Source organism: Angustibacter speluncae, from assembly GCF_054777815.1.
This window is the reverse complement of the sequence record NZ_BAAHAF010000041.1, coordinates 1-17,978: the sequence shown is the minus strand read 5'-3', so window position 1 is coordinate 17,978 and position 17,978 is coordinate 1. Positions and strand designations below refer to the sequence as shown.

General features: G+C 75.4%; 21 protein-coding genes, 1 tRNA gene and 1 pseudogene. 9 read left to right on the top strand and 14 right to left on the bottom strand.

The window, feature by feature from the left end:
• The first annotated feature begins 5 nt into the window (after positions 1 to 5).
• Entirely contained in the window at positions 6 to 341 is a 336-nt protein-coding gene (locus tag ACYVKY_RS04660) for a hypothetical protein (protein WP_460433828.1), read from the top strand.
• 15 nt (positions 342 to 356) lie between these two features.
• Here the strand turns inward: ACYVKY_RS04660 and ACYVKY_RS04655 are convergent, their stop codons facing one another.
• The 5 genes from ACYVKY_RS04655 to ACYVKY_RS04635 form a co-directional block, all read right to left on the bottom strand.
• Positions 357 to 800, bottom strand: coding sequence for an Hsp20/alpha crystallin family protein (locus tag ACYVKY_RS04655; protein ID WP_460433837.1), 444 nt, complete (start codon positions 798 to 800; stop codon positions 357 to 359).
• A 166-nt stretch (positions 801 to 966) separates the two neighbouring features.
• Positions 967 to 3,234 carry a heavy metal translocating P-type ATPase gene (locus ACYVKY_RS04650; RefSeq protein WP_460433827.1) on the bottom strand — a complete coding sequence of 756 codons (2,268 nt, stop codon included), beginning with the start codon at positions 3,232 to 3,234 and terminating at the stop codon, positions 967 to 969.
• Positions 3,224 to 4,171 (bottom strand): hypothetical protein, encoded by a 948-nt coding sequence (locus ACYVKY_RS04645; RefSeq protein WP_460433826.1) that lies wholly within the window; start codon positions 4,169 to 4,171, stop codon positions 3,224 to 3,226. The genes ACYVKY_RS04650 and ACYVKY_RS04645 overlap by 11 nt, the downstream gene beginning before the upstream one ends.
• Position 4,172: 1 nt before the next feature.
• Positions 4,173 to 4,382, bottom strand: a complete 210-nt coding sequence (locus ACYVKY_RS04640; RefSeq protein ID WP_460433825.1) for a heavy-metal-associated domain-containing protein — start codon at positions 4,380 to 4,382, stop codon at positions 4,173 to 4,175.
• Between the two features lie 41 nt (positions 4,383 to 4,423).
• Positions 4,424 to 4,729, bottom strand: a complete 306-nt coding sequence (locus ACYVKY_RS04635) for a metal-sensitive transcriptional regulator (RefSeq protein ID WP_460433824.1) — start codon at positions 4,727 to 4,729, stop codon at positions 4,424 to 4,426.
• Positions 4,730 to 4,820: 91 nt separating this feature from the next.
• Here ACYVKY_RS04635 and ACYVKY_RS04630 point away from each other — a divergent pair, with 91 nt between their 5' ends.
• The 3 genes from ACYVKY_RS04630 (at position 4,821) to ACYVKY_RS04620 (ending at position 6,112) form a co-directional block, all read left to right on the top strand.
• Positions 4,821 to 5,264 carry a ferritin-like domain-containing protein gene (locus ACYVKY_RS04630; protein WP_460433823.1) on the top strand — a complete coding sequence of 148 codons (444 nt, stop codon included), beginning with the start codon at positions 4,821 to 4,823 and terminating at the stop codon, positions 5,262 to 5,264.
• A gap of 85 nt (positions 5,265 to 5,349) precedes the next feature.
• Complete coding sequence (locus ACYVKY_RS04625) at positions 5,350 to 5,760, top strand: CoA-binding protein (RefSeq protein WP_460433822.1); 411 nt, start codon at positions 5,350 to 5,352, stop codon at positions 5,758 to 5,760.
• Position 5,761: 1 nt separating this feature from the next.
• Positions 5,762 to 6,112, top strand: coding sequence for a hypothetical protein (locus ACYVKY_RS04620; protein WP_460433821.1), 351 nt, complete (start codon positions 5,762 to 5,764; stop codon positions 6,110 to 6,112).
• A gap of 46 nt (positions 6,113 to 6,158) precedes the next feature.
• Here the strand turns inward: ACYVKY_RS04620 and ACYVKY_RS04615 are convergent, their stop codons facing one another.
• Positions 6,159 to 7,910: an alpha/beta hydrolase gene (locus ACYVKY_RS04615; protein WP_460433820.1), complete on the bottom strand. Its 1,752-nt coding sequence runs from the start codon at positions 7,908 to 7,910 to the stop codon at positions 6,159 to 6,161.
• A gap of 159 nt (positions 7,911 to 8,069) precedes the next feature.
• Between ACYVKY_RS04615 and ACYVKY_RS04610 the strand changes: the two genes are divergently transcribed.
• Entirely contained in the window at positions 8,070 to 8,627 is a 558-nt protein-coding gene (locus ACYVKY_RS04610) for a GNAT family N-acetyltransferase (protein WP_460433819.1), read from the top strand.
• A 13-nt stretch (positions 8,628 to 8,640) separates the two neighbouring features.
• Here ACYVKY_RS04610 and ACYVKY_RS04605 read toward each other — a convergent pair whose 3' ends face one another.
• Genes ACYVKY_RS04605 through ACYVKY_RS04590 form a run of 4 tightly spaced genes read right to left on the bottom strand, consistent with a single transcriptional unit; the run spans position 8,641 to position 11,807 of the window.
• A complete protein-coding gene (locus ACYVKY_RS04605) occupies positions 8,641 to 9,729 on the bottom strand; it encodes an ABC transporter ATP-binding protein (RefSeq protein ID WP_460433818.1) in 1,089 nt (362 codons plus the stop codon).
• Complete coding sequence (locus ACYVKY_RS04600; RefSeq protein WP_460433836.1) at positions 9,726 to 10,502, bottom strand: molybdate ABC transporter permease subunit; 777 nt, start codon at positions 10,500 to 10,502, stop codon at positions 9,726 to 9,728. Before ACYVKY_RS04600 ends, ACYVKY_RS04605 begins: the two co-directional genes overlap by 4 nt.
• Before the next feature lie 41 nt (positions 10,503 to 10,543).
• A complete protein-coding gene (gene modA, locus ACYVKY_RS04595) occupies positions 10,544 to 11,347 on the bottom strand; it encodes a molybdate ABC transporter substrate-binding protein (RefSeq protein WP_460433817.1) in 804 nt (267 codons plus the stop codon).
• A 31-nt stretch (positions 11,348 to 11,378) separates the two neighbouring features.
• Complete coding sequence (locus ACYVKY_RS04590; protein WP_460433816.1) at positions 11,379 to 11,807, bottom strand: TOBE domain-containing protein; 429 nt, start codon at positions 11,805 to 11,807, stop codon at positions 11,379 to 11,381.
• Positions 11,808 to 11,894: 87 nt separating this feature from the next.
• Here ACYVKY_RS04590 and ACYVKY_RS04585 point away from each other — a divergent pair, with 87 nt between their 5' ends.
• The gene (locus ACYVKY_RS04585; RefSeq protein ID WP_460433815.1) at positions 11,895 to 12,626 is read left to right on the top strand and encodes a metallophosphoesterase family protein; all 732 of its coding nucleotides are present in this window, start codon (positions 11,895 to 11,897) and stop codon (positions 12,624 to 12,626) included.
• 13 nt (positions 12,627 to 12,639) lie between these two features.
• Here ACYVKY_RS04585 and ACYVKY_RS04580 read toward each other — a convergent pair whose 3' ends face one another.
• Together ACYVKY_RS04580 and ACYVKY_RS04575 are read right to left on the bottom strand one after the other, a co-directional pair.
• Positions 12,640 to 13,881 (bottom strand): alpha/beta hydrolase family protein, encoded by a 1,242-nt coding sequence (locus ACYVKY_RS04580; protein WP_460433814.1) that lies wholly within the window; start codon positions 13,879 to 13,881, stop codon positions 12,640 to 12,642.
• Between the two features lie 4 nt (positions 13,882 to 13,885).
• On the bottom strand, positions 13,886 to 14,722 hold the full coding sequence (locus ACYVKY_RS04575) for an alpha/beta fold hydrolase (RefSeq protein ID WP_460433813.1): 837 nt from the start codon (positions 14,720 to 14,722) through the stop codon (positions 13,886 to 13,888).
• A gap of 141 nt (positions 14,723 to 14,863) precedes the next feature.
• Here ACYVKY_RS04575 and ACYVKY_RS04570 point away from each other — a divergent pair, with 141 nt between their 5' ends.
• Positions 14,864 to 15,646, top strand: coding sequence for a DUF427 domain-containing protein (locus ACYVKY_RS04570; RefSeq protein WP_460433812.1), 783 nt, complete (start codon positions 14,864 to 14,866; stop codon positions 15,644 to 15,646).
• On the opposite strand, the gene ACYVKY_RS04565 is transcribed toward ACYVKY_RS04570, so the two are convergent.
• A complete protein-coding gene (locus ACYVKY_RS04565) occupies positions 15,612 to 16,520 on the bottom strand; it encodes a LysR family transcriptional regulator (protein ID WP_460433811.1) in 909 nt (302 codons plus the stop codon). The genes ACYVKY_RS04570 and ACYVKY_RS04565 overlap by 35 nt on opposite strands.
• 70 nt (positions 16,521 to 16,590) lie before the next feature.
• Between ACYVKY_RS04565 and ACYVKY_RS04560 the strand changes: the two genes are divergently transcribed.
• Positions 16,591 to 17,505 carry an EamA family transporter gene (locus ACYVKY_RS04560; protein WP_460433810.1) on the top strand — a complete coding sequence of 305 codons (915 nt, stop codon included), beginning with the start codon at positions 16,591 to 16,593 and terminating at the stop codon, positions 17,503 to 17,505.
• A gap of 70 nt (positions 17,506 to 17,575) precedes the next feature.
• On the opposite strand, the gene ACYVKY_RS04555 is transcribed toward ACYVKY_RS04560, so the two are convergent.
• Positions 17,576 to 17,648, bottom strand: a tRNA-Arg gene (locus ACYVKY_RS04555).
• 111 nt (positions 17,649 to 17,759) lie between these two features.
• Between ACYVKY_RS04555 and ACYVKY_RS04550 the strand changes: the two are divergent.
• A pseudogene (locus tag ACYVKY_RS04550) lies at positions 17,760 to 17,978 on the top strand (hypothetical protein); the annotation flags it as partial.

Genomic DNA, 17,978 nt, shown 5'->3' with positions numbered 1-17,978 from the left:
GGCCCGTGACCCGCCGCCACGCCGCCGCAGCCACCGCCCTCCTGTCCGCCGTCCTGCTCGCCGGCTGCCAGGCGGCGCAGGACGTCGCGTCCGACTCGGCGTCGGCCGCCGGCGCCCAGGCCAGCGAGTCGGCCGTGCGCGAGCTCAGCTCGACGGTGTGCCCGCTCGTGGCGGACAACGACCTGAGCGACTCCGAGCGCAGCACCCTCGACGCCGCCATCGACCTCGCGCAGGGGCTCGGGGTCGAGTCGCCGCTGCTCGACGCCGCGGAGGACGTCAACGACAGCGACGGCACCCCGCCGGAGTCCGCGGTGGCGGAGCTCGCGGCGGAGTGCCGCTGACCGCTGGACCGGGCGTCAGGCGCCCGAGGTCACCTCGCCCTTGACGTCGGCGGACGAGCCGACCTCGCCGGCGCCGCTCGCCCGGTGCTCGACCGCGATCTTGCGCGGACGCGCCCTCTCGGCCACCGGGATCGTCAGGGAGAGCACGCCGTTCTCGTACGACGCGTGGATCTGCTCGACGTCGAGCCCGTCCCCGAGGCTGAGCTGGCGCACGAACCGGCCGGCGGGGCGCTCCTGGGCGATCCAGCTCGCGCCGTCGGGCGACCCCACGGTGCGCTCGGCCTGGATCGTCAGGGTCGTGCCGTCGACGTCGAGGTCGATCGTGCCCGGGTCGACACCGGGCAGGTCGGCCGTGACGACGTAGTGGTCGCCCGCGCGGTACAGGTCCATCGGCATCCAGCGGGACGCCCGCGCCTGGTCGCGGGACGTGGACAGCAGCTGCGCGGTGAGCCGGTCCATCTCACGGAAGGGGTCGAAGGTCAGGGCCACAACCACCACCTCCTCGCAACACCGGTCGCCACCCTGACGACCGGGGTGTCGTGGCATCGGTCCGTGGGCCTCCCCGGCCCCGGACGCGCCAGCAGATTAGCACTCTCCGGCGAGAGTGCCAAGACCCGCGCGGAGGTCACGCAGCGCGAAAGCCCCTCAGCCGCAGGCTGTTGGTCACCACGAACACCGACGACAGCGCCATCGCGGCGCCCGCGATCATCGGGTTGAGCAGGCCCGCCACCGCCAGGGGGATGGCCGCCACGTTGTAGGCGAACGCCCAGAACAGGTTCTGCTTGATCACTGCCAGGGTGCGCCGCGACAGCCGGATCGCGTCGGCCGCCACCCGCAGGTCACCCCGCACCAGCGTGAGGTCGGACGCCTCGATCGCGACGTCGGTGCCCGTCCCCATCGCCAGGCCGAGGTCGGCCTGCGCGAGCGCGGCGGCGTCGTTGACCCCGTCGCCCACCATCGCCACGACCCGCCCCTCGCCCTGCAGCCGCTCGACCACGGCCACCTTGTCGGCGGGCAGCACGTCGGCGACCACCTCGTCGATGCCGACCTCGCCCGCGACGCTGCGCGCCACGGCCTCGTTGTCGCCGGTCAGCAGCACCGGGCGCAGCCCGAGGCCGCGCAGCCGCCGCACCGCCTCGGCGGAGGTCGGCTTCACCTCGTCGGCCACGACCAGGAGCCCGCGGGCCGCGCCGTCCCAGCCGACCGCGACGACGGTGGCGCCCCCGGCCTGCAGCCGGGACGCGGTGTCCTGCAACGCCTGCGGCACCTCGACGGACCACTCGGCGAGCAGGCGAGGCCGCCCGACGACGAGCGCGCGGCCGTCGACCACGCCCTGCACGCCGAGGCCCTGCGTGCTGGTGAAGTCGGCCACCGGGGCCGGGTCGCCGAACCGCTCGCGGGCGGCCGCGGACACCGCCCGCGCGACCGGGTGCTCGGACGCGTGCTCGAGCGCACCCGCCAGCCGCAGCACCTCGTCGGCGTCCTCCCCCTCGGCCGGCACCACCTCGCGCAGCGCCATCACGCCGGTGGTGACGGTGCCCGTCTTGTCGAGCACGACGGTGTCGACGGTGCGGGTCTGCTCCAGCACCTCGGGCCCGCGCAGCAGGATGCCGAGCTGGGCGCCCCGGCCCGTCCCGACCATGAGCGCGGTGGGCGTGGCCAGGCCGAGCGCGCACGGGCAGGCGATGATCAGCACCGCCACGGCGGCCGTGAACGCCGCTCCCGCACCGGATCCGGTGCCGAGCCAGAAGCCGAGCGTCGCGACGGAGAGCGCGATGACGACCGGGACGAAGACGCCCGACACGCGGTCGGCCAGCCGCTGCACCTGCGCCTTGCCGGTCTGCGCCTGCTCGACCAGGCGCGCCATCTGCGCGAGCTGGGTGTCGGCGCCGACCCGGGTGGCGCGCACGACCAGCCGCCCGCCGGCGTTCACGGTCGCGCCGACCACGCCGTCGCCGGGGCCCACCTCGACCGGCACCGACTCGCCGGTGACCATCGAGGCGTCGACGGCCGAGGTGCCCTGCACGACGGTGCCGTCGGTGGCGACCTTCTCGCCCGGCCGGACGACGAACTCGTCGCCCACGACCAGCTGCTCGACCGGGGCCCGCTGCTCGCGACCGCCGCGCAGCACCGCGACGTCCTTGGCGCCGAGCTCGAGCAGCGCGCGCAGCGCGGCCGACGAGCGGCGCTTGGACCTGGCCTCGACGTACCGGCCGGCCAGCAGGAAGGTCGTGACGCCGGCGGCGGCCTCGAGGTAGATGTTGCCCGCGCCGTCGGAGCGCTCGACGGTGAGCTCGTAGGGGTGCACCATGCCGGGTTCGCCCGCCGTCCCCCAGAAGAGTGCGTAGACCGACCACGCGAGCGCCGCGAGCGTGCCCACCGACACCAGCGTGTCCATCGTCGTGGCGCCGTGGCGCAGGTTGGTCCACGCCGCGCGGTGGAACTGCGCGCCGCCCCACACCACGACCGGCGCCGCCAGGGTGAGCGAGAGCCACTGCCACGACGTGAACTGCCAGGCGGGCACCATCGCGAGCACGACGACCGGCACCGACAGCACCGCGCTCACCAGCAGCCGGTGGCGCAGGTCGCGCAGCCGGACGTCAGCGGGGTCCTCGCGGTCGGACCGGTCCGGGTCGCCCTGCGCCGCAGGCGGTTCCGGCAGCGCGGCGGCGTACCCGGCCGCCTCGACGGTGCTGACCAGGTCGCCGGTGCTCACCGAGCCCGGGAACGTGACCGACGCCTTCTCGGTGGCGTAGTTGACGGTGGCGGTGACGCCGTCGAGCTTGTTGAGCTTGCGCTCGATCCGGTTCGCGCAGGACGCGCAGGTCATGCCGGTGATCGCGAGCTCGACGTGCTGCGTCGCGTCCGGGCGGTGCGGGACGTCAGTGGTCATGGTCCGCCTCCACGGTGACGGTGAACGCAGCCGTGCGGACGACGCCGTCGTGCTGGAAGTCGAGGAAGAGCCGGTAGCTGCCGGCCGAGGGCGCGGTGGCCGAGAACGAGACCGCGGGTCCCTGGTCGTCGACCGAGCCGAGCGGGTGCACGTGCAGGTACCCGAGGTCCCCGGCGCGCAGCGCCACGAGGTGGCCGTTCGCCGCGAGGTAGGGCTCGAGGTCGTCGACCGGGACGCCGTCGCGGCCGACCGAGAAGGTGATCTCGCTCTCCTGGCCGGCGACGAGCGAGCCGTCGAGCGCGACCTCGTAACCGTCGACCTCGGCCGTCGCGGCCGGCGCGGGGAGCGGCTCGGGCCGCAGGACGCCCGCGACCAGCAGGTCGGTGCCGAGCGCGAGGTTCTCGCCCAGGTCGGTCGGGACGACGTCGGCGAACACCTTCCACGCGCCCGGGGTGAGGTCGAGCGCGGTGGTCCAGCGGCCCTCGGCGTCCATCTGCGGGTGCACGTGCTGGAACCCGGTCAGGTCGCGGCGGACGGCGACCAGGTGGAGCTGCTCGTCGTGGGCGACGTCGAACGCGGTGACGGCGTGGCCGTCCGGACCGGTGACCGTGAACGCGAGCTGCTGCGAGCCGGGGGCGGTCGCGGTCTGCTCGAGCACCAGGCCGTACCCCCGGTCGGACGCCGCGAGACCGCTCATCGCGGTCGCCGCGGCGGCGTGCCCGCCCTCGTCGGCGTGCCCGCCCTCGTCGGCGTGGTCGCCCTCGTCGGCGTGTGCCCCGTCAGCGGCCGCGTGCTCGGGCTCGGCGGCCTGCGCGACGGGCTCGGGCCCGACCAGCCGGCCCGCGCCCAGCCCGAGGCCGAGCACGGCCAGCAGACCCAGCGCGAACCCGGCGAGCCGGGCGGCGGGCGAGGAGGTCAGCCGGTCGAGGGAGGCCATCTCAGGCGTCGACCACCTGGTAGCCGGCCTCGGCGACGGCCGCGCGGACGGCGGCGTCGTCGACCGGCTGGTCGCTGGTGACGGTGACGGCGCCGGTGGGCAGGTCGACCTGGACGTCGGTGACGCCGGCGACCTCCGACACCTCCTCGGTGACGGACGCGACGCAGTGGCCGCAGGTCATGCCGGTGACGGTGTAGGTGGCGGTGCTCATGGGGGTCCTCCGTGGTCGGTGGGGTGCGGGGTGGTGGTGGGTCAGGAGCGGACGAGGCGCGCGATCGCGTCGGACGCCTCGCGCACCTTCTGGTCGGCCTCGGGGCCGCCGGCGCGCGCGGCCTCGACCACGCAGTGCGCCAGGTGCTCGTCGAGCAGCCCGAGAGCCACCGACTGCAGCGCCTTGGTCATCGCCGAGACCTGGGTGAGGATGTCGATGCAGTACTGCTCCTCCTCGACCATCCGCTGCAGGCCGCGGGCCTGGCCCTCGATGCGGCGCAGCCGCTTGAGGTAGTCGTCCTTGTTGCCCAGGTAGCCGTGGCCGGCGTGCTCGTCCGTCATGCTCATGCCCACACCATACCCCCGAAGGGTATTCCTCGACGAGCGGGGCGGCGCGAACCGACCTAGCGTGCTGGTGACCCCGAGGAACGGAGACACCATGAGCACGGACGAGAAGGTCGCCAAGGAGCTCGTCGAGACCCTCAAGGACGGCCGCAAGGGCTACGCCGAGCTGGCCGAGCGGCTGTCGGGCGACGAGCACGCGCAGTGGGCCTCGACGATGCAGCGGCTGTCGCAGCAGCGCCAGCAGTTCGCCGACGAGATCGTGGCCATGGGCCACCAGTACGGCGACGACGTCGACGAGAGCGGCACGGCGACCGCCGCCCTGCACCGCGGCTGGCTCGCGCTCAAGGACGCGCTGACCGGCGACGACCCGAAGGGCGCCCTCGGCGCGGCGGTGACCGGCGAGGACCACGCCGTCTCCGAGTACGAGAAGGCGCTGGAGGCCGATCTCAGCGACGGCTTCCGCACCGTCGTGCAGCGCCAGCACCAGGCGATCGTCGCCGCCCGCGACGAGGTGAAGGGCCTGCAGGCCTCCGCCTGACCCGCACCCGGCGCGCACGACCTGCGCGCACCGCCGGTCCGGCGGTCACCCGGCGCGTCCGGGCGACCGCCGGTACCGTCGGCGCATGGCCACCTCCTGGCAGGACCGCGCCGCCGTCGACCTGATGCTCGACGAGCTCGGTACCTGGGCCGTGGTGGGCCTGAGCGGCAACCCCGACCGCACGGCGTACCGCATCGCGCAGCTGCTGCAGCAGCGCGGCAAGCGGATCGTGCCGATCCACCCCGACGCCCCCACCGTCCTGGGCGAGCAGGGCTACGCCACCCTCGCCGACGTCCCGTTCGCGGTCGACGTCGTCGACGTCTTCCGCCGCTCCGAGGACGCCGGCCCGTTCGCGGACCAGGCCGTCGAGATCGGCGCGAAGGGCGTGTGGTTCCAGCTCGGCGTGGTCGACGAGGCGGCGTTCGAGCGCACCACGGCGGCCGGCGTCGCGATGGTCATGGACACCTGCCCCGCGATCGAGTGGGGACGGCGCTGAGGTGGCCACCTACGAGGTGAACCCCGACGCCGTCGCGTTCGTCCGCGGCCGCATCGACGCGAAGCAGTACGTCCTCGACTCCGACTGGGGCGAGGTGCAGCCGAGCGCAGCCGAGCAGAACGCCTACCTCGAGCGGCACTCCTTCGACGAGTACGCGCGGTGGCACCTCGGCCTGACGGCCGGCGCCACCGACGGCACCAAGGCCCGGTACGCCTTCGTCGTGGGCGACCTGCGCCGCGTCCACCGCTCGGGTCTGATCGCCTGCGTCTACCGCGCCAGCGAGTGGCGGCACAAGGCCGTCGAGCTCGCCGCGCACGACCTGCTGCAGCACCTCGACGACGTCAGCGGCTGACCCCTCGGGGCCGGCCACCGACGTCGTCGGGTGCCGTCCGCCGGGCCTAGCGCCCGGCGGCCCCGGGCAGCGGGCCCGCCACGATCTCGCGGGCCCGCTCGATCGCCGCGGCGCGCTCGTCGACCGTGCCGACCTCGCCGGACCGTGCGGCCGCGGCCGGCGCCTCGGGGGCGAGGGCGTCGTCGAAGGGCGTCACGTCGAAGGCGCACCGGGTGCCCTTCGCGGGCAGCCGCCCGTTCACCAGGTACCGCGAGACGGCCTGGTCGGCGCAGGTGCTCGAGCCGAGCGAGGTGTGGCCCCAGCCGACGACCGTGAGCAGACGCGAGCCGGGCAGCAGGCCGGCGACCGCCTGCGCTCCGCTGTAGGGCGTCGCCGGGTCGTAGGTGTTGCCGACCACCAGCACCGGTGCGGCCGTCTGCGCCGTCCACGGACCGCGGTAGGCACCGTCGGAGGCGCCCGGCCAGTCGGCGCAGGCGCCGCTCGCCCACGTCCAGAGGCTGCCGAAGTACGGCGCGACCTCGTCGCGGGCACGCCCGGCGTCCCACCACGCCCGGCGGTCGGTCGGGTTCACGCTGTCCGAGCAGGCGACACCGTCGAAGCCCTCGAGCGTCTGCGGCATCGGCGCGCCGGCGAACGCGGCGACCCGCTCCGCCTGCGCCGGCGCGGGCGGCGGCACCGGTCCGGCGACGCCGGCCGCCTCGGCCACCTGGCTCACCAGCGCGGCGAGGTCGGACCAGCCGTACGGGCCGTAGAACGTGCCGAGCGAGGCGCCCACGAGGTCCTGGTAGGTGAGCTCGATGACGAAGCCGCCACCGAGGTCGACGCGCACCGGCTCCTCGCGCAGCACGGCCATGGTGGCGTCGTAGACCTCCCGCGGGTCGCCCTGCGCCGCGAGCGAGCACCGGTCGGGCCCGGCCTGCGAGCACAGCGCGAAGAACTGCCCGAGGGTGTCGGACGCCCCCTGGTCGCTGCCGAGGCGGGACGAGAACGGCAGCGCGGCGTCCGCGGCGTCACGGCCCGTCGTCCACGCGACCGGGTCGAGCACGCCGTCGACGACCAGCGCCCGCACCTTGTCCGGGAACAGGTTCGCGTAGGTGCTGCCGAGCTGGGTGCCGTACGAGTAGCCGGCGTAGGTGAGGCCCTCGTCGCCGACCGCCTGCCGCAGCAGGTCGAGGTCGCGCGCGACGTCGCCGGTGCTCATGTGGTCCTTGATGTCCCCGCCGTTGCGCTCGCACAGGTCGGTGTACCGGTCGAACGCGCGGTCGAGCAGCTGGTACTCCTCCTCGTCGACCGGGAACGCCGGGACGCCGGCGAACACCCGCTCCTGCTGCTGGAACGAGGTGAAGCAGACCAGCGGCGTGCTGCGGGCGACACCGCGCGGGTCGAAGCCCACGACGTCGAAGCGGTTCAGCACCTGGCGCGGGAACAGCGCCCACGCCACGGACGCGAAGTCGACGCCCGAGCCGCCCGGGCCGCCGGGGTTGAGGAACAGCGTGCCGATCCTGCGGTCGGGCTGACGGGCCTCGAGCCGCTTCAGCGCCACCTGGATCGTCTCGCCGCCCGGGTCGGCGTGGTCGAGGGGCAGCTCGGCCCACGCGCACGAGAAGGTGCTGCCGGCCGGTCCGTCACCCCCGCCGAAGTCCTCGCCGCACTCGTCCCAGGCCAGGTCGGGGACGGCTGCCGCCGTCGCGACCGCTCCCCCCGCCTGCGTCGTCGCTCCGGCTCCCGCGGCCGCCTGCACCGGGAGCGCGACGGCCCCCGCCAGCAGGACGGCGACGGCTGCTGCACGTGCGCGCATGCGTCCTCCACCCCTCGTGGCCCGCTCCCCGACGGACGGACCTGACCGTGACGCTATGACCGTTTTCCGACCGTTCACAAGGGACGAAGGGGTCTTGCGCGGGACGGGCCCGGGACGGACCCCGGGATGGACCGCGGGCCCGGCGGGGTTGCACCGGTCGTGAGCGCACCCATCCCCACCCTCCCGGGAGCAGCCGCGGACGACCGCACGCTGACCACCGACCGGCTGGTCCTGCGGCCGTGGTCGGTCGACGACGCACCGCAGGCGCTCGGCGTCTTCGGTGCCGCGCCCGTCTCCCGCTGGCTCGTTCCGGCCCTCGAGCGGGTCGCTGACGAGACGGCCATGCGCGAGCTGCTGAGCCGCTGGCAGGCCGAGCCGGACGACCCGCCCACCCGGCGCTGGGCGGTCGAGCACGACGGCGCCGTCGTCGGCGGGGTCGCCGTCCGCCGGCTGCCGCCCGACGAGGACGACCTCGAGATCGCCTGGCAGCTCTCGCCCGAGCACTGGGGACGTGGCTACGCGGTCGAGGCCGCGCGAGCTGCGCTGGGGTGGGCGTTCGACAACGCCGCGCACGAGGTGCACGCGGTGATGCGGCCGGGCAACGAGCGGTCGGCGGCGCTGGCGCGGCGGATCGGGATGGTGTGGGTCGGCGAGACCTCGAAGTACTACGGCCTCGATCTGCAGGTGTACCGCGTGCGCCCGTCCGACCTCGCCTGAGCGGCAGTCGAGCTCATGCCGGGTACGACGAGACCTCCGTCGCCTTCACCGCGCACCAGACCTGCTGGCCGGCCACCAGGCCGAGGTCCGCGACTGCGGCGGCGGTGACGTCGGCGAGCACCGTCACCTCGCCCTCCACCCGCACCCGGACGGTGTCGGCGTGCTGCTCGAGCCCGGCCACGCTGCCGCGGAACACGTTGCGGGGCGAGCCGTCCGGGGCGCTGCGGTGCAGCGACACCGCGGAGGGCGCGAACGCCACGAGCACGTCGCCGGACGACGGGCGGTCGGTGCCGGCGGCCGCGGTGACGGTCGGGCCGCCGTCCAGCACCACCCGCGGACCGTCGGCCCGGCCGCGCAGGAGGTTGAGACCGACCAGCCGGGCGACGTAGTCGGTGCGCGGCGCCCGTGCGACCTCCCCCGGCGTCCCCGCCTGCACCTGCCGCCCGCCCTCGACGACGACGATGCGGTCGGCGAGCACCATCGCGTCGACCGGGTCGTGGGTCACCAGGACGGTGCAGCCCGCGAAACCGCCCAGGTGGTGCCGCAGGTCGGAGCGCACCTGCAGCCGGGTGCTGGCGTCGAGCGCCGCCAGCGGCTCGTCGAGCAGCAGCAGCGCGGGGTCGGTGGCGAGCGCGCGCGCCAGCGCGACCCGCTGCGCCTGGCCGCCGGACACCTGCCGGGGCCGGGTGCGGGCCAGGTCGTCGAGCCCGACCCGGCGCAGCCAGCCGAGCGCGTGGGCGCGGGCCTCGCGCCGCGGCACGCCGCGCGACCGCGGCCCGAAGGCGACGTTCTCGAGCAGCGACAGGTGCGGGAACAGCAGGTAGTCCTGGAAGACCATGCCGACTGCCCGCCGCTCTGCGGGCACGAAGGCGCGACCGGCGTCGAGCACCGCGCCGCCGAGCACCACCTCGCCGGCGTCGAGTCGCAGCAGACCCGCGAGCGCGCGCAACGCGGTCGACTTGCCGGCGCCGTTCGGCCCGAGCAGCGCCAGCACCTCGCCCGGCTGCACGTCGAGCGCCAGGTCGAGCTCGAAGTCGCCGCGCCTGACCCCCAGCCTGGCCTGCAGCCCCTGCGCCGCAGCGGTCTTCGTCAGCGAGGTCACGTCGCGGTCCCCGTCACCCAGCGGTCGCGCAGCGTCGCGAGCACCAGCACCGACACCAGCAGCAGCACGAGCGAGAGCACGATCGCCGCCTCGGGCTCGGTCTCGAGCGCGAGGTACACCGACAGCGGCATCGTCCGGGTCACACCGGGGAAGCTCCCGGCGAAGGTGATCGTCGCGCCGAACTCGCCGAGCGCGCGGGCGAAGCAGAGCACCGCGCCGGCCACGACACCCGGCGCGACCATCGGCAGCGTCACCCGCCGGAACACGGTGAACCGGGACGCCCCGAGGGTCGCCGCGGCGTCCTCGTAGCGCGCGTCCGCACCGCGCAGCGCGCCCTCCACCGCGATGACGAGGAAAGGCAGCGCGACGAAGGCCTCCGCCAGCACCACGGCCGTGGTGGTGAACGGGATCGTGAGGCCGAACCAGGCGTCGAGGTGCTGGCCGAGCAGACCGCGGCGGCCCAGGAGCAGCAGCAGCGCGACGCCGCCCACCACCGGCGGCAGCACCAGCGGCACGGTGACCAGCGCCCGCACCAGCGACCGGCCGGGGAACCGCGCCCGGGCGAGCAGCCACGCCAGCGGGATGCCCAGCACCAGGCACAGCAGCGTCGCGAGCGTCGCGCAGACCAGCGAGAGCCGCAGCGCCTGCAGCACCTCGGGGCTCACCAGCGCCGTGGGCAGCGTGCGCCACGGTGCGCGGACGAGGAGCGCGGCCAGCGGCAGCAGCAGGAACGCGAGCGCGAGGACGGCCGGCAGCACCAGGACGGCGGGCATCCGCCCCCCACCCACCTCGCGCGCCACGTCAGGACCCCGCGTCAGGGGGCGCCGAAGCCGGCGTCCCGCAGCAGCTGCTGGCCCTCGTCCGAGAGCACGAGGTCGACGAACGCCTGCGCGGCCTCGGGGTTCGGCGCCTCGGCCAGCACGACGATCGGGTAGTCGTTGACCGCGTCGGCCGCCTCCGGGAAGTCGAGGCCCTCGACGGCGTCCCCCGCGGCCAGCACGTCGGTGCGGTACACCAGCGCGGCGTCGACCTCGCCGAGCTCGACCTTGGTGAGCACGGCGCGCACGTCCTGCTCGAGGGTGTCGGGCGCGGGCGTGACGCCGGCAGCGGCGAAGACCTTCTCGGACGCCGCGCCGCACGGCACCTCCGCGGCGCACAGGGCGATCGTCAGGTCGTCGTCGGCGAAGTCGGCGAGACCGGTGACACCGGCCGGGTTCCCGGCGGGGACCACGATCTGCAGCGTGTTGCTGGTGAACGTCGCGGGCTCCCCGTCGGCCCCGCCGGCGTCGACCACGGTCGTCATCGTCGCCGGGCTGGCGGAGGCGAACACGTCGGCGGGCGCGCCGGAGCCGATCTGCTCGGCCAGGCCCGAGCTGCCGCCGAAGTTGAAGGTCACGTCGACGTCGGGGTGCTCGGCCGTGAAGGCGTCGCCGAGCGCGGTGAAGGTGTCGGTGAGCGAGGCCGCGGCGAACACCGTGAGGTCGCCGCCGAGCGCGCTCCCCCCGCTCGCGCCCGACGACGAGGCGGACGTGGTCGTCGTGGGGGCGTCACTCCCGCCGCAGGCGGCGAGGGCGAGGGCACCGGCGGCGAGCACGGCGAGCAGGCGGGGACGGACCACGGTGGGGCTCCTCGGTGGGTCAGCGGGTGGGTCAGCGGGTGGTGGGCAGCTCGACGACGACGTTGGTGGCCTTGACGGAGGCCACGGCGAGCACGCCCACCTCGAGGCCGAGCTCGTCGGCGGCCTCGCGGCTCATCAGCGACACGAGCCGGAAGGGGCCGGCCTGCAGCTCGACCTGCGCCATCACGGTGTCGCGCACCACCCGCGTGACGACGCCGCGCAGCCGGTTGCGGGCGGACGCCTGCGCGACCCCCGGCAGCTGCTGGTCGCCGGCCAGCTCTTGCGCGAGCGCGGCCAGGTCGGTGCCCTCGACCTCCAGCGGCCCGGACGCCGAGCGCGCCGCGGGCAGCCGTCCGGCCTCGACCCAACGACGGACGGTGTCGTCGCTGACCCCGAGCAGCGCGGCGGCGTCACCGACGCGGAACCTGGTCTGGGGTCCGGGGCGCTGGTCGGGCTGCACGGCTGCAGCGTAGATCCGCAGGTGCGGGTGCGCCAGTGCTCAGCGAGACCGCACCTGCGGTGCAGGCTGGCGTCGTAGGCTCGAGCGGTGCCCCGGTTCGTCGTCGCCCACCTCAGCGACTCCCACGTCGGCGCCGGGCCGCAGGCGCCGCAGCGGCTGCGCCGGGCGCTGGACCACCTGGCCCGGTGCGACCCGCGTCCCGACGTCGTGGTGCTGTCCGGCGACGTCACCGACCACGGCCTCGACGAGGAGTACGCCGAGCTGGTCGAGGTGCTGGGCGGCGTCCGCGAGCCCCTCGTCGTGTGCCCCGGCAACCACGACGTCCGCGACGCCTACGAGCGTCACCTCGGGCCGACCGAGACGGTGCGCGACGTCGGCCCGTACCGGGTGGTCGCGCTCGACTCGCTGGTGACCGCGCCGCCAGGCGGCCGGATCGACCACGGCGAGCTGACGGACGACTCGCTCGCGCTGCTGGACCGCGCGCTCGGCGACGGGCGGCCGACCCTGGTGGTGCTGCACCACCCGCCCGTGCCGCTGCACGTGGGGCTGATGGACCCGATCCGGCTGCGCGACCCGCAGCGGCTGGAGGCGGTGCTGCGGCGCCACGCCGGGACCGTCGTGGCGGTGCTCGTCGGCCACGCGCACACGATGGCCGCGACGACCTTCGCCGGCGTGCCGGTCCTGGTCGGTGGCGGGCTGATGTCGACCGTCCCGACCGACGCCGAGCCGCTGCCGGTGCTCGACCTCGACCAGCCGCCGTCGTTCGCGCTGCACCTGCTCGAGGACGGGCACCTCGTCACGCACTGGCGGGTGCTCTGACCCGCCGGGAGGGCTAGCGCCCGGCCGCGAGGTCGAGCAGCCGGCCGAGGACGCGTCCGCCGTCCGCGCGCAGCCCGTTGTGCTCGTACTCGTTGGTGACCCAGGTGCGCATCCCGCGCACCTGCGCGGCGGTGCGCACCGAGTAGTCGTGCTCGACGTAGAGGTCCTCGACGTACACCGCTGCGGCGCAGGGGACCTCGTTGGCCGCCAGCACCTCGGCGTCGTACAGCCGAGGCCACTCGTGCTGCGCCAGGGCGTGCCCGGCGTCGCGCAGGTGCCTCAGGCCGCGGTAGTCGTCGAGCATCCACGGGAAGACGTGCTCGGCCGTGAACAGCGTCGGGTCGTCGTCGTACTCGGGCGGCCGGACCCGCTCCGCCGACCAGCCGGTGACGCCGCCGTCGGCGTAGCAGGCCTCGTGCAGCACGGCGTACACCGGGTTGCGCTCGAAGGCCATCGGCCGGGCGACGTCGTGCAGGAACGCGGGCGAGTCCGACGGCAGCTCGAGCAGGTGGTGCAGCCGCTCGGCGCCGTCGCTGGTGCCCAGGGTGTTGCCGTGCTGGCGGAACCGGTTCCACGACAGCGGTTCCCCGTCCGGCAGCACGATCTCGCCCGCCTGCACGCGCTCGTGCAGGGCGAGCACGCGGGCACGGTCCTGCGGGTAGCGCTCGTAGTAGCGGCGGGTGCGCTCGAGGGTGCGGGCGAACGTGGCGGCGTAGACCTCGTCCGGGTGCGTGCCGATCGGCGGCAGGCCGCCGGTGAGGTAGGCGCCGGCGAGCCCGTCGGGACTCGCCGACAGGTAGCGCAGCGTGCAGAACCCGCCGAACGACTGGCCGAGCACGCTCCACCGCTCGACGCCGAGCGCCTGCCGCAGCAGCTCGGCGTCGGCGACGATCGAGTCGGCCCGGAAGCAGGTGAGGTACGCGACCTGCTCCTCGACCGTGCCGGGCACCACCCCGACCGGCGTCGAGCGACCCGTCCCCCGCTGGTCGAGCATGAGGACGCGGAAGTCCCGCAGCGCCCGGTCCATCCAGCCGGACGACGACGGGTACCGCGTCGGCCGCACCGCCTCGAAGCCCGGCCCGCCTTGCAGGTAGACCAGGAACGGCCGGTCGCGGCCGTCCGGCTCGGCGACCTCCCGCGCGAACACGGTGATCGTCGGGCCGTCCGGCCGCGCGTGGTCGAGCGGGACGTCGAGCTCGTGCTCGGTGACCACCAGCCCCGGGGTCGAGGTGGTGAGCGAGCGCAGGTCCGTCACTCGGTCAGCTCGCGTCCAGGAACGCCAGCAGCGCCCGGTTGGTCTCGTCGGTGTGGCTCGCGGTGAGGCCGTGCGGACCCTGCTCGACGACGACCTTGGTCGCGCCGGGCACGTCGCGCGCGGTGCGGTCGCCGCTCACCTCGATCGGGACGATGGCGTCCGAGTCGCCGTGCAGCACCAGGGTGGGGACGGTGATCTTCGCGACGTCGCCGCGGAAGTCGGTGCGGCCGAACGCGTCGATGCAGCCGAGCACGCCCTCGAGCCGCGCCTGCCGCTCGAGCCGCAGGAACTCGTCGAGGTCCTCCTGGCCCACCTTGAGGTCGTCACCGGCCGAGAAGAACGCCTTCGAGAAGCCGTCGAAGAAGCCCTCCCGGTCCTCGCGGATACCTCCCTGCATACCCGCGACGGCGTCGTCGTCGAGGCCACCCTCGGGGTTGTCGTCGCTCTTGAACAGGAACGGCGGCACGGCCGCGACGAAGGCGGCGGCGCGGACGCGGTCCTCGCCGCGGGTGCCGATGTAGCGCGCCACCTCGCCACCACCCATGGAGAACCCGACGAGGGTGACGTCGGTGAGGTCGAGCGAGGTGAGCACGGCGTCGAGGTCACCGGCGAAGGTGTCGTAGTCGTAGCCGTCCTCGGGCTTGTCGGAGCGGCCGAACCCCCTGCGGTCGTAGGAGACGACGCGGTACCCGGCGTCGGTGAGCGCCGGCACCTGCTTCGCCCACGACTCGCCGCTCAGCGGCCAGCCGTGGATGAGGACGACGGTGCGGCCGTCGCCGCCGGTGTCGTCGACGTGGAGGGTGACGGGGGTGGATCCGGCAGTGGACTCGACGCTGGTCACGGGTGGAGCTCCTTCGACGACGACGACGGGCGGGCTGGACCGTTCGTCCGCGACGCTAGGTGCGGCGCATCCGGTCCGCAACGGCGGGGGACGGCCCGTTCGGCCCTTGGCCCGCGCCCGGTCGCGGCGCACGATGGGCCTGTGCGGACGTACCCGGGCGAGCGGTGGGTGCGCGGGTACCTGGGCGACGTCGCCGTCGTCGACACCCGCCGTCCGCTGCTGTTCTGGGAGGACGGCTTCCCGCCCTCGTACGCCTTCGACCCCGACGACGTGCGCACCGACCTGCTCGAGCCCGGGGCGCCGCCGGGCCCCGGCGCCCCGTTCTTCTTCCTGCCGAAGGGGCCGGTGCGCACCTGGTACGACCTGCGGGTCGGCGACCGCGTGGTGCCGCACGCCGCGTGGGTGCGCGACGACCCCGCGCTCGAGGGGACGCTCGTGCTGTCGTGGCAGCCGGGGGTGCTGGACCGGTGGACCGAGGAGGACGAGGAGGTACGGGGTCACCCCCGGGACCCGTTCAAGCGCGTCGACGCCCTGCCGAGCTCGCGCGAGGTCGTCGTCTCCCTCGACGGGCTCGAGCTCGCGCGCTCGCGACGCCCGGTGCTGCTGTTCGAGACCGAGCTGCCGGTGCGGTCGTACCTGCCGCGCGAGGACGTCCGGCTCGACCTGCTGGTGCCGTCCGACCGCGAGAGCCACTGCCCCTACAAGGGTCTCGCCGACGAGTACTGGGACCTTCCGGCCGACGGCGGCCGCCCGGCGGTGCGCGGCATCGCGTGGAGCTACACCGACCCGTTCCCCGCGGTCGGGGCGATCGCCCACCGGGTCGCCTTCTACGACGAGCTGGTCGACGTCGAGGTCGACGGCGTCCCTCGGGCGCGCCCGGTGTCGGTGTTCAGCCGGGAGGAGAACCGTCCGACGACCGCGTGACGGCGGTCGCGTGCCGCAGCAGCGCGTCGAGGTCGGGGTGCCGGGTCCGGTCGGTGCGCCAGGCGAGCCGCAGCGGCACGAGCGGTGCGTCCGGCATCGGGACGTAGACGACGTCCGGGTGCGTCGCCGTGACCGCCGTCGTGGTCGTGGTGACGCCGACGCCGTCGCCCCCGGCGATGGCGAGCAGCCAGTCGTCGGTGTTGGCGACCACGCGGGCCACCCGCGGACGGTGGCCGGCCGGCCACAGCTCGGGGTGGGTGATGCCGCCGACCCGGTTGACCACGACCGCCTCGTCGGCGAGGTCGTCGAGCCCGAGCCGCGCGGACCCGGCGAGGGGGTGGTCGCGCGGCAGGGCGGCCACCCGGCGCTCGTGCCCGAGGTCGAGGGTGCCGAGCCAGTCGGGCGCCGGCCCGTCGCCGGGTGCCGTCGGGTCGCCCCGGAGCAGGGCCAGGTCGGCCGTCCCGTCGACCAGGCCGGCGAGCCGGTGGTCGATGCGGCGCCAGGTGACCGGACGGTCGGGGTGCGCGCGGCGCCACGACGCCACCAGGCCGGCGGGCAGCTCGCCCGCCGCGCCCCACGAGTAGCCGAGCACGAGCGGACGGCGCGCCGCCGGGGCGCTGGACCGCATCCGGTCGACGGCCGCGAGCGCGGCACGGGCGTCGTCGAGGACGGCGAGCCCGGCCGCGGTCGGCACGGCGCCGGTCGACGACCGGTCGAGCAGGGTCGCCCCGAGCCGCTGCTCGAGCTGGCGCAGGGTGCGCGACACGGCCGGTTGCGCCAGGTGCAGCCGGGCCGCGGCCCGGGTGACGCTGCCCTCGTCGGCGACCGCGACCAGCGCCTCGAGGTGCCGCAGCTCGATCGCGGGGCCGGTCATGCCTGCCGAGCATAGGGGCAGCCCAGCACGGCCTTTCCACGACGCGGGGCCGCGGACGTAGCGTCGGCACGTGCACCGCTCGCCCGCCGCCGCCCGGACCGGGCCCGCCACCGCGCAGGTGGTCGGCGCGGTCGTGAGCCTGCAGGTCGGCGCCGCGGTGTCGGTGGGCCTGCTGGAGCGGGTCGGCGCGTTCGGCACCCTCGCGCTGCGGCTGGTCGTCGCCGCCGTCGTCCTCGTGCTCGTGACCCGCGCGTGGCGGGTGCTGCCGGCGCTGCGCCGCGACGCCGGGACGCGGACCGCGGTCCTGCTGCTCGGCCTGGCGATGGTGGCGCTGTCGTCGACGTTCTACCTCGCGCTGGAGCGGTTGCCCCTCGGGGTCACGGTGACGCTCGAGCTGCTCGGGCCGCTGCTGCTGACCGTGCTGCGGGGCCGGCGCCGCCGCGACCTGGTCTGCGCCGGGCTGGCCCTGGTCGGAGTGGCGCTGCTCACCGGGGTGGTCGGCACCCTCGACCAGCCGCTCGACCCCCTCGGCGTGGTGCTCGCGCTCGCGGCCGGCGGCTTCTGGGCGCTCTACATCCTCGCCAGCCAGCACGCCGGCGCGGTGTCGCGCGACGGGTCGGCGCTCGGCGCCGCCACCGCGCTCGCCGCCCTGCTCGCGCTGCCCGCCGGGGTCGCCACAGCCGGCGCCGCGACGCTCGTCGACCCGGTCGTGCTCGGGCTCGGGCTCGTCGTCGGGCTGCTGTGCTCCGCCGTCCCGTACGCCCTCGAGATGCGCGCGCTGCGCTCGCTGCGGGCAGCGACCTTCGGCGTCCTGATGAGCCTGGAGCCGGCGGTCGCCGCGCTCGCCGGGTTCGTCCTGCTGCACCAGCCGCTGGCCGCGCTGCAGGTCGCCGGCATCGCCGTCGTCGTCGGCGCGAGCGCCCTGGCCAGCCTGCCCGCGGGCCGGGGCCGCCGCCGCCGCACCCCGGTCACCCCCGCCGCCTGACGGACGTCCCCGCGCACGACGAAGGCCCCCGACCGTGGTCGGGGGCCTTCGTCGTCGCTGTCTCAACGAGCGCGCCCGGCAGGACTCGAACCTGCAACCTCCTGATCCGTAGTCAGGTGCTCTATCCGTTGAGCCACGGGCGCATCGGACCCGCTCGCGCGGGACCGTCGACCACCATACCCGGTCACGGGCGTCGCCCTGAAATCCGATCCTGCGGTTCGACCAGCCCCGGGCACGCGGGTCAGGATGGGTCGGTGCTCCGCCGTCCCGCTGCCCTGCTCGTCGCGCTCGCGGGGGTGCTGGGCCTGCTCGCCTGCTCCGGTCCGGCCGACCCGCCGGCGCCCTCGGCCACGAGCCCGTCCGCCGAGGCCGCGCCGAGCCAGACGCCGGAGCCCGAGCCGGAGCCCGCCTCCCTCGTCGCCGCGGACGCCGCGCCCGCGGTGCTGCCGGGCCCGGGGCCGTCCGCCCTCGCC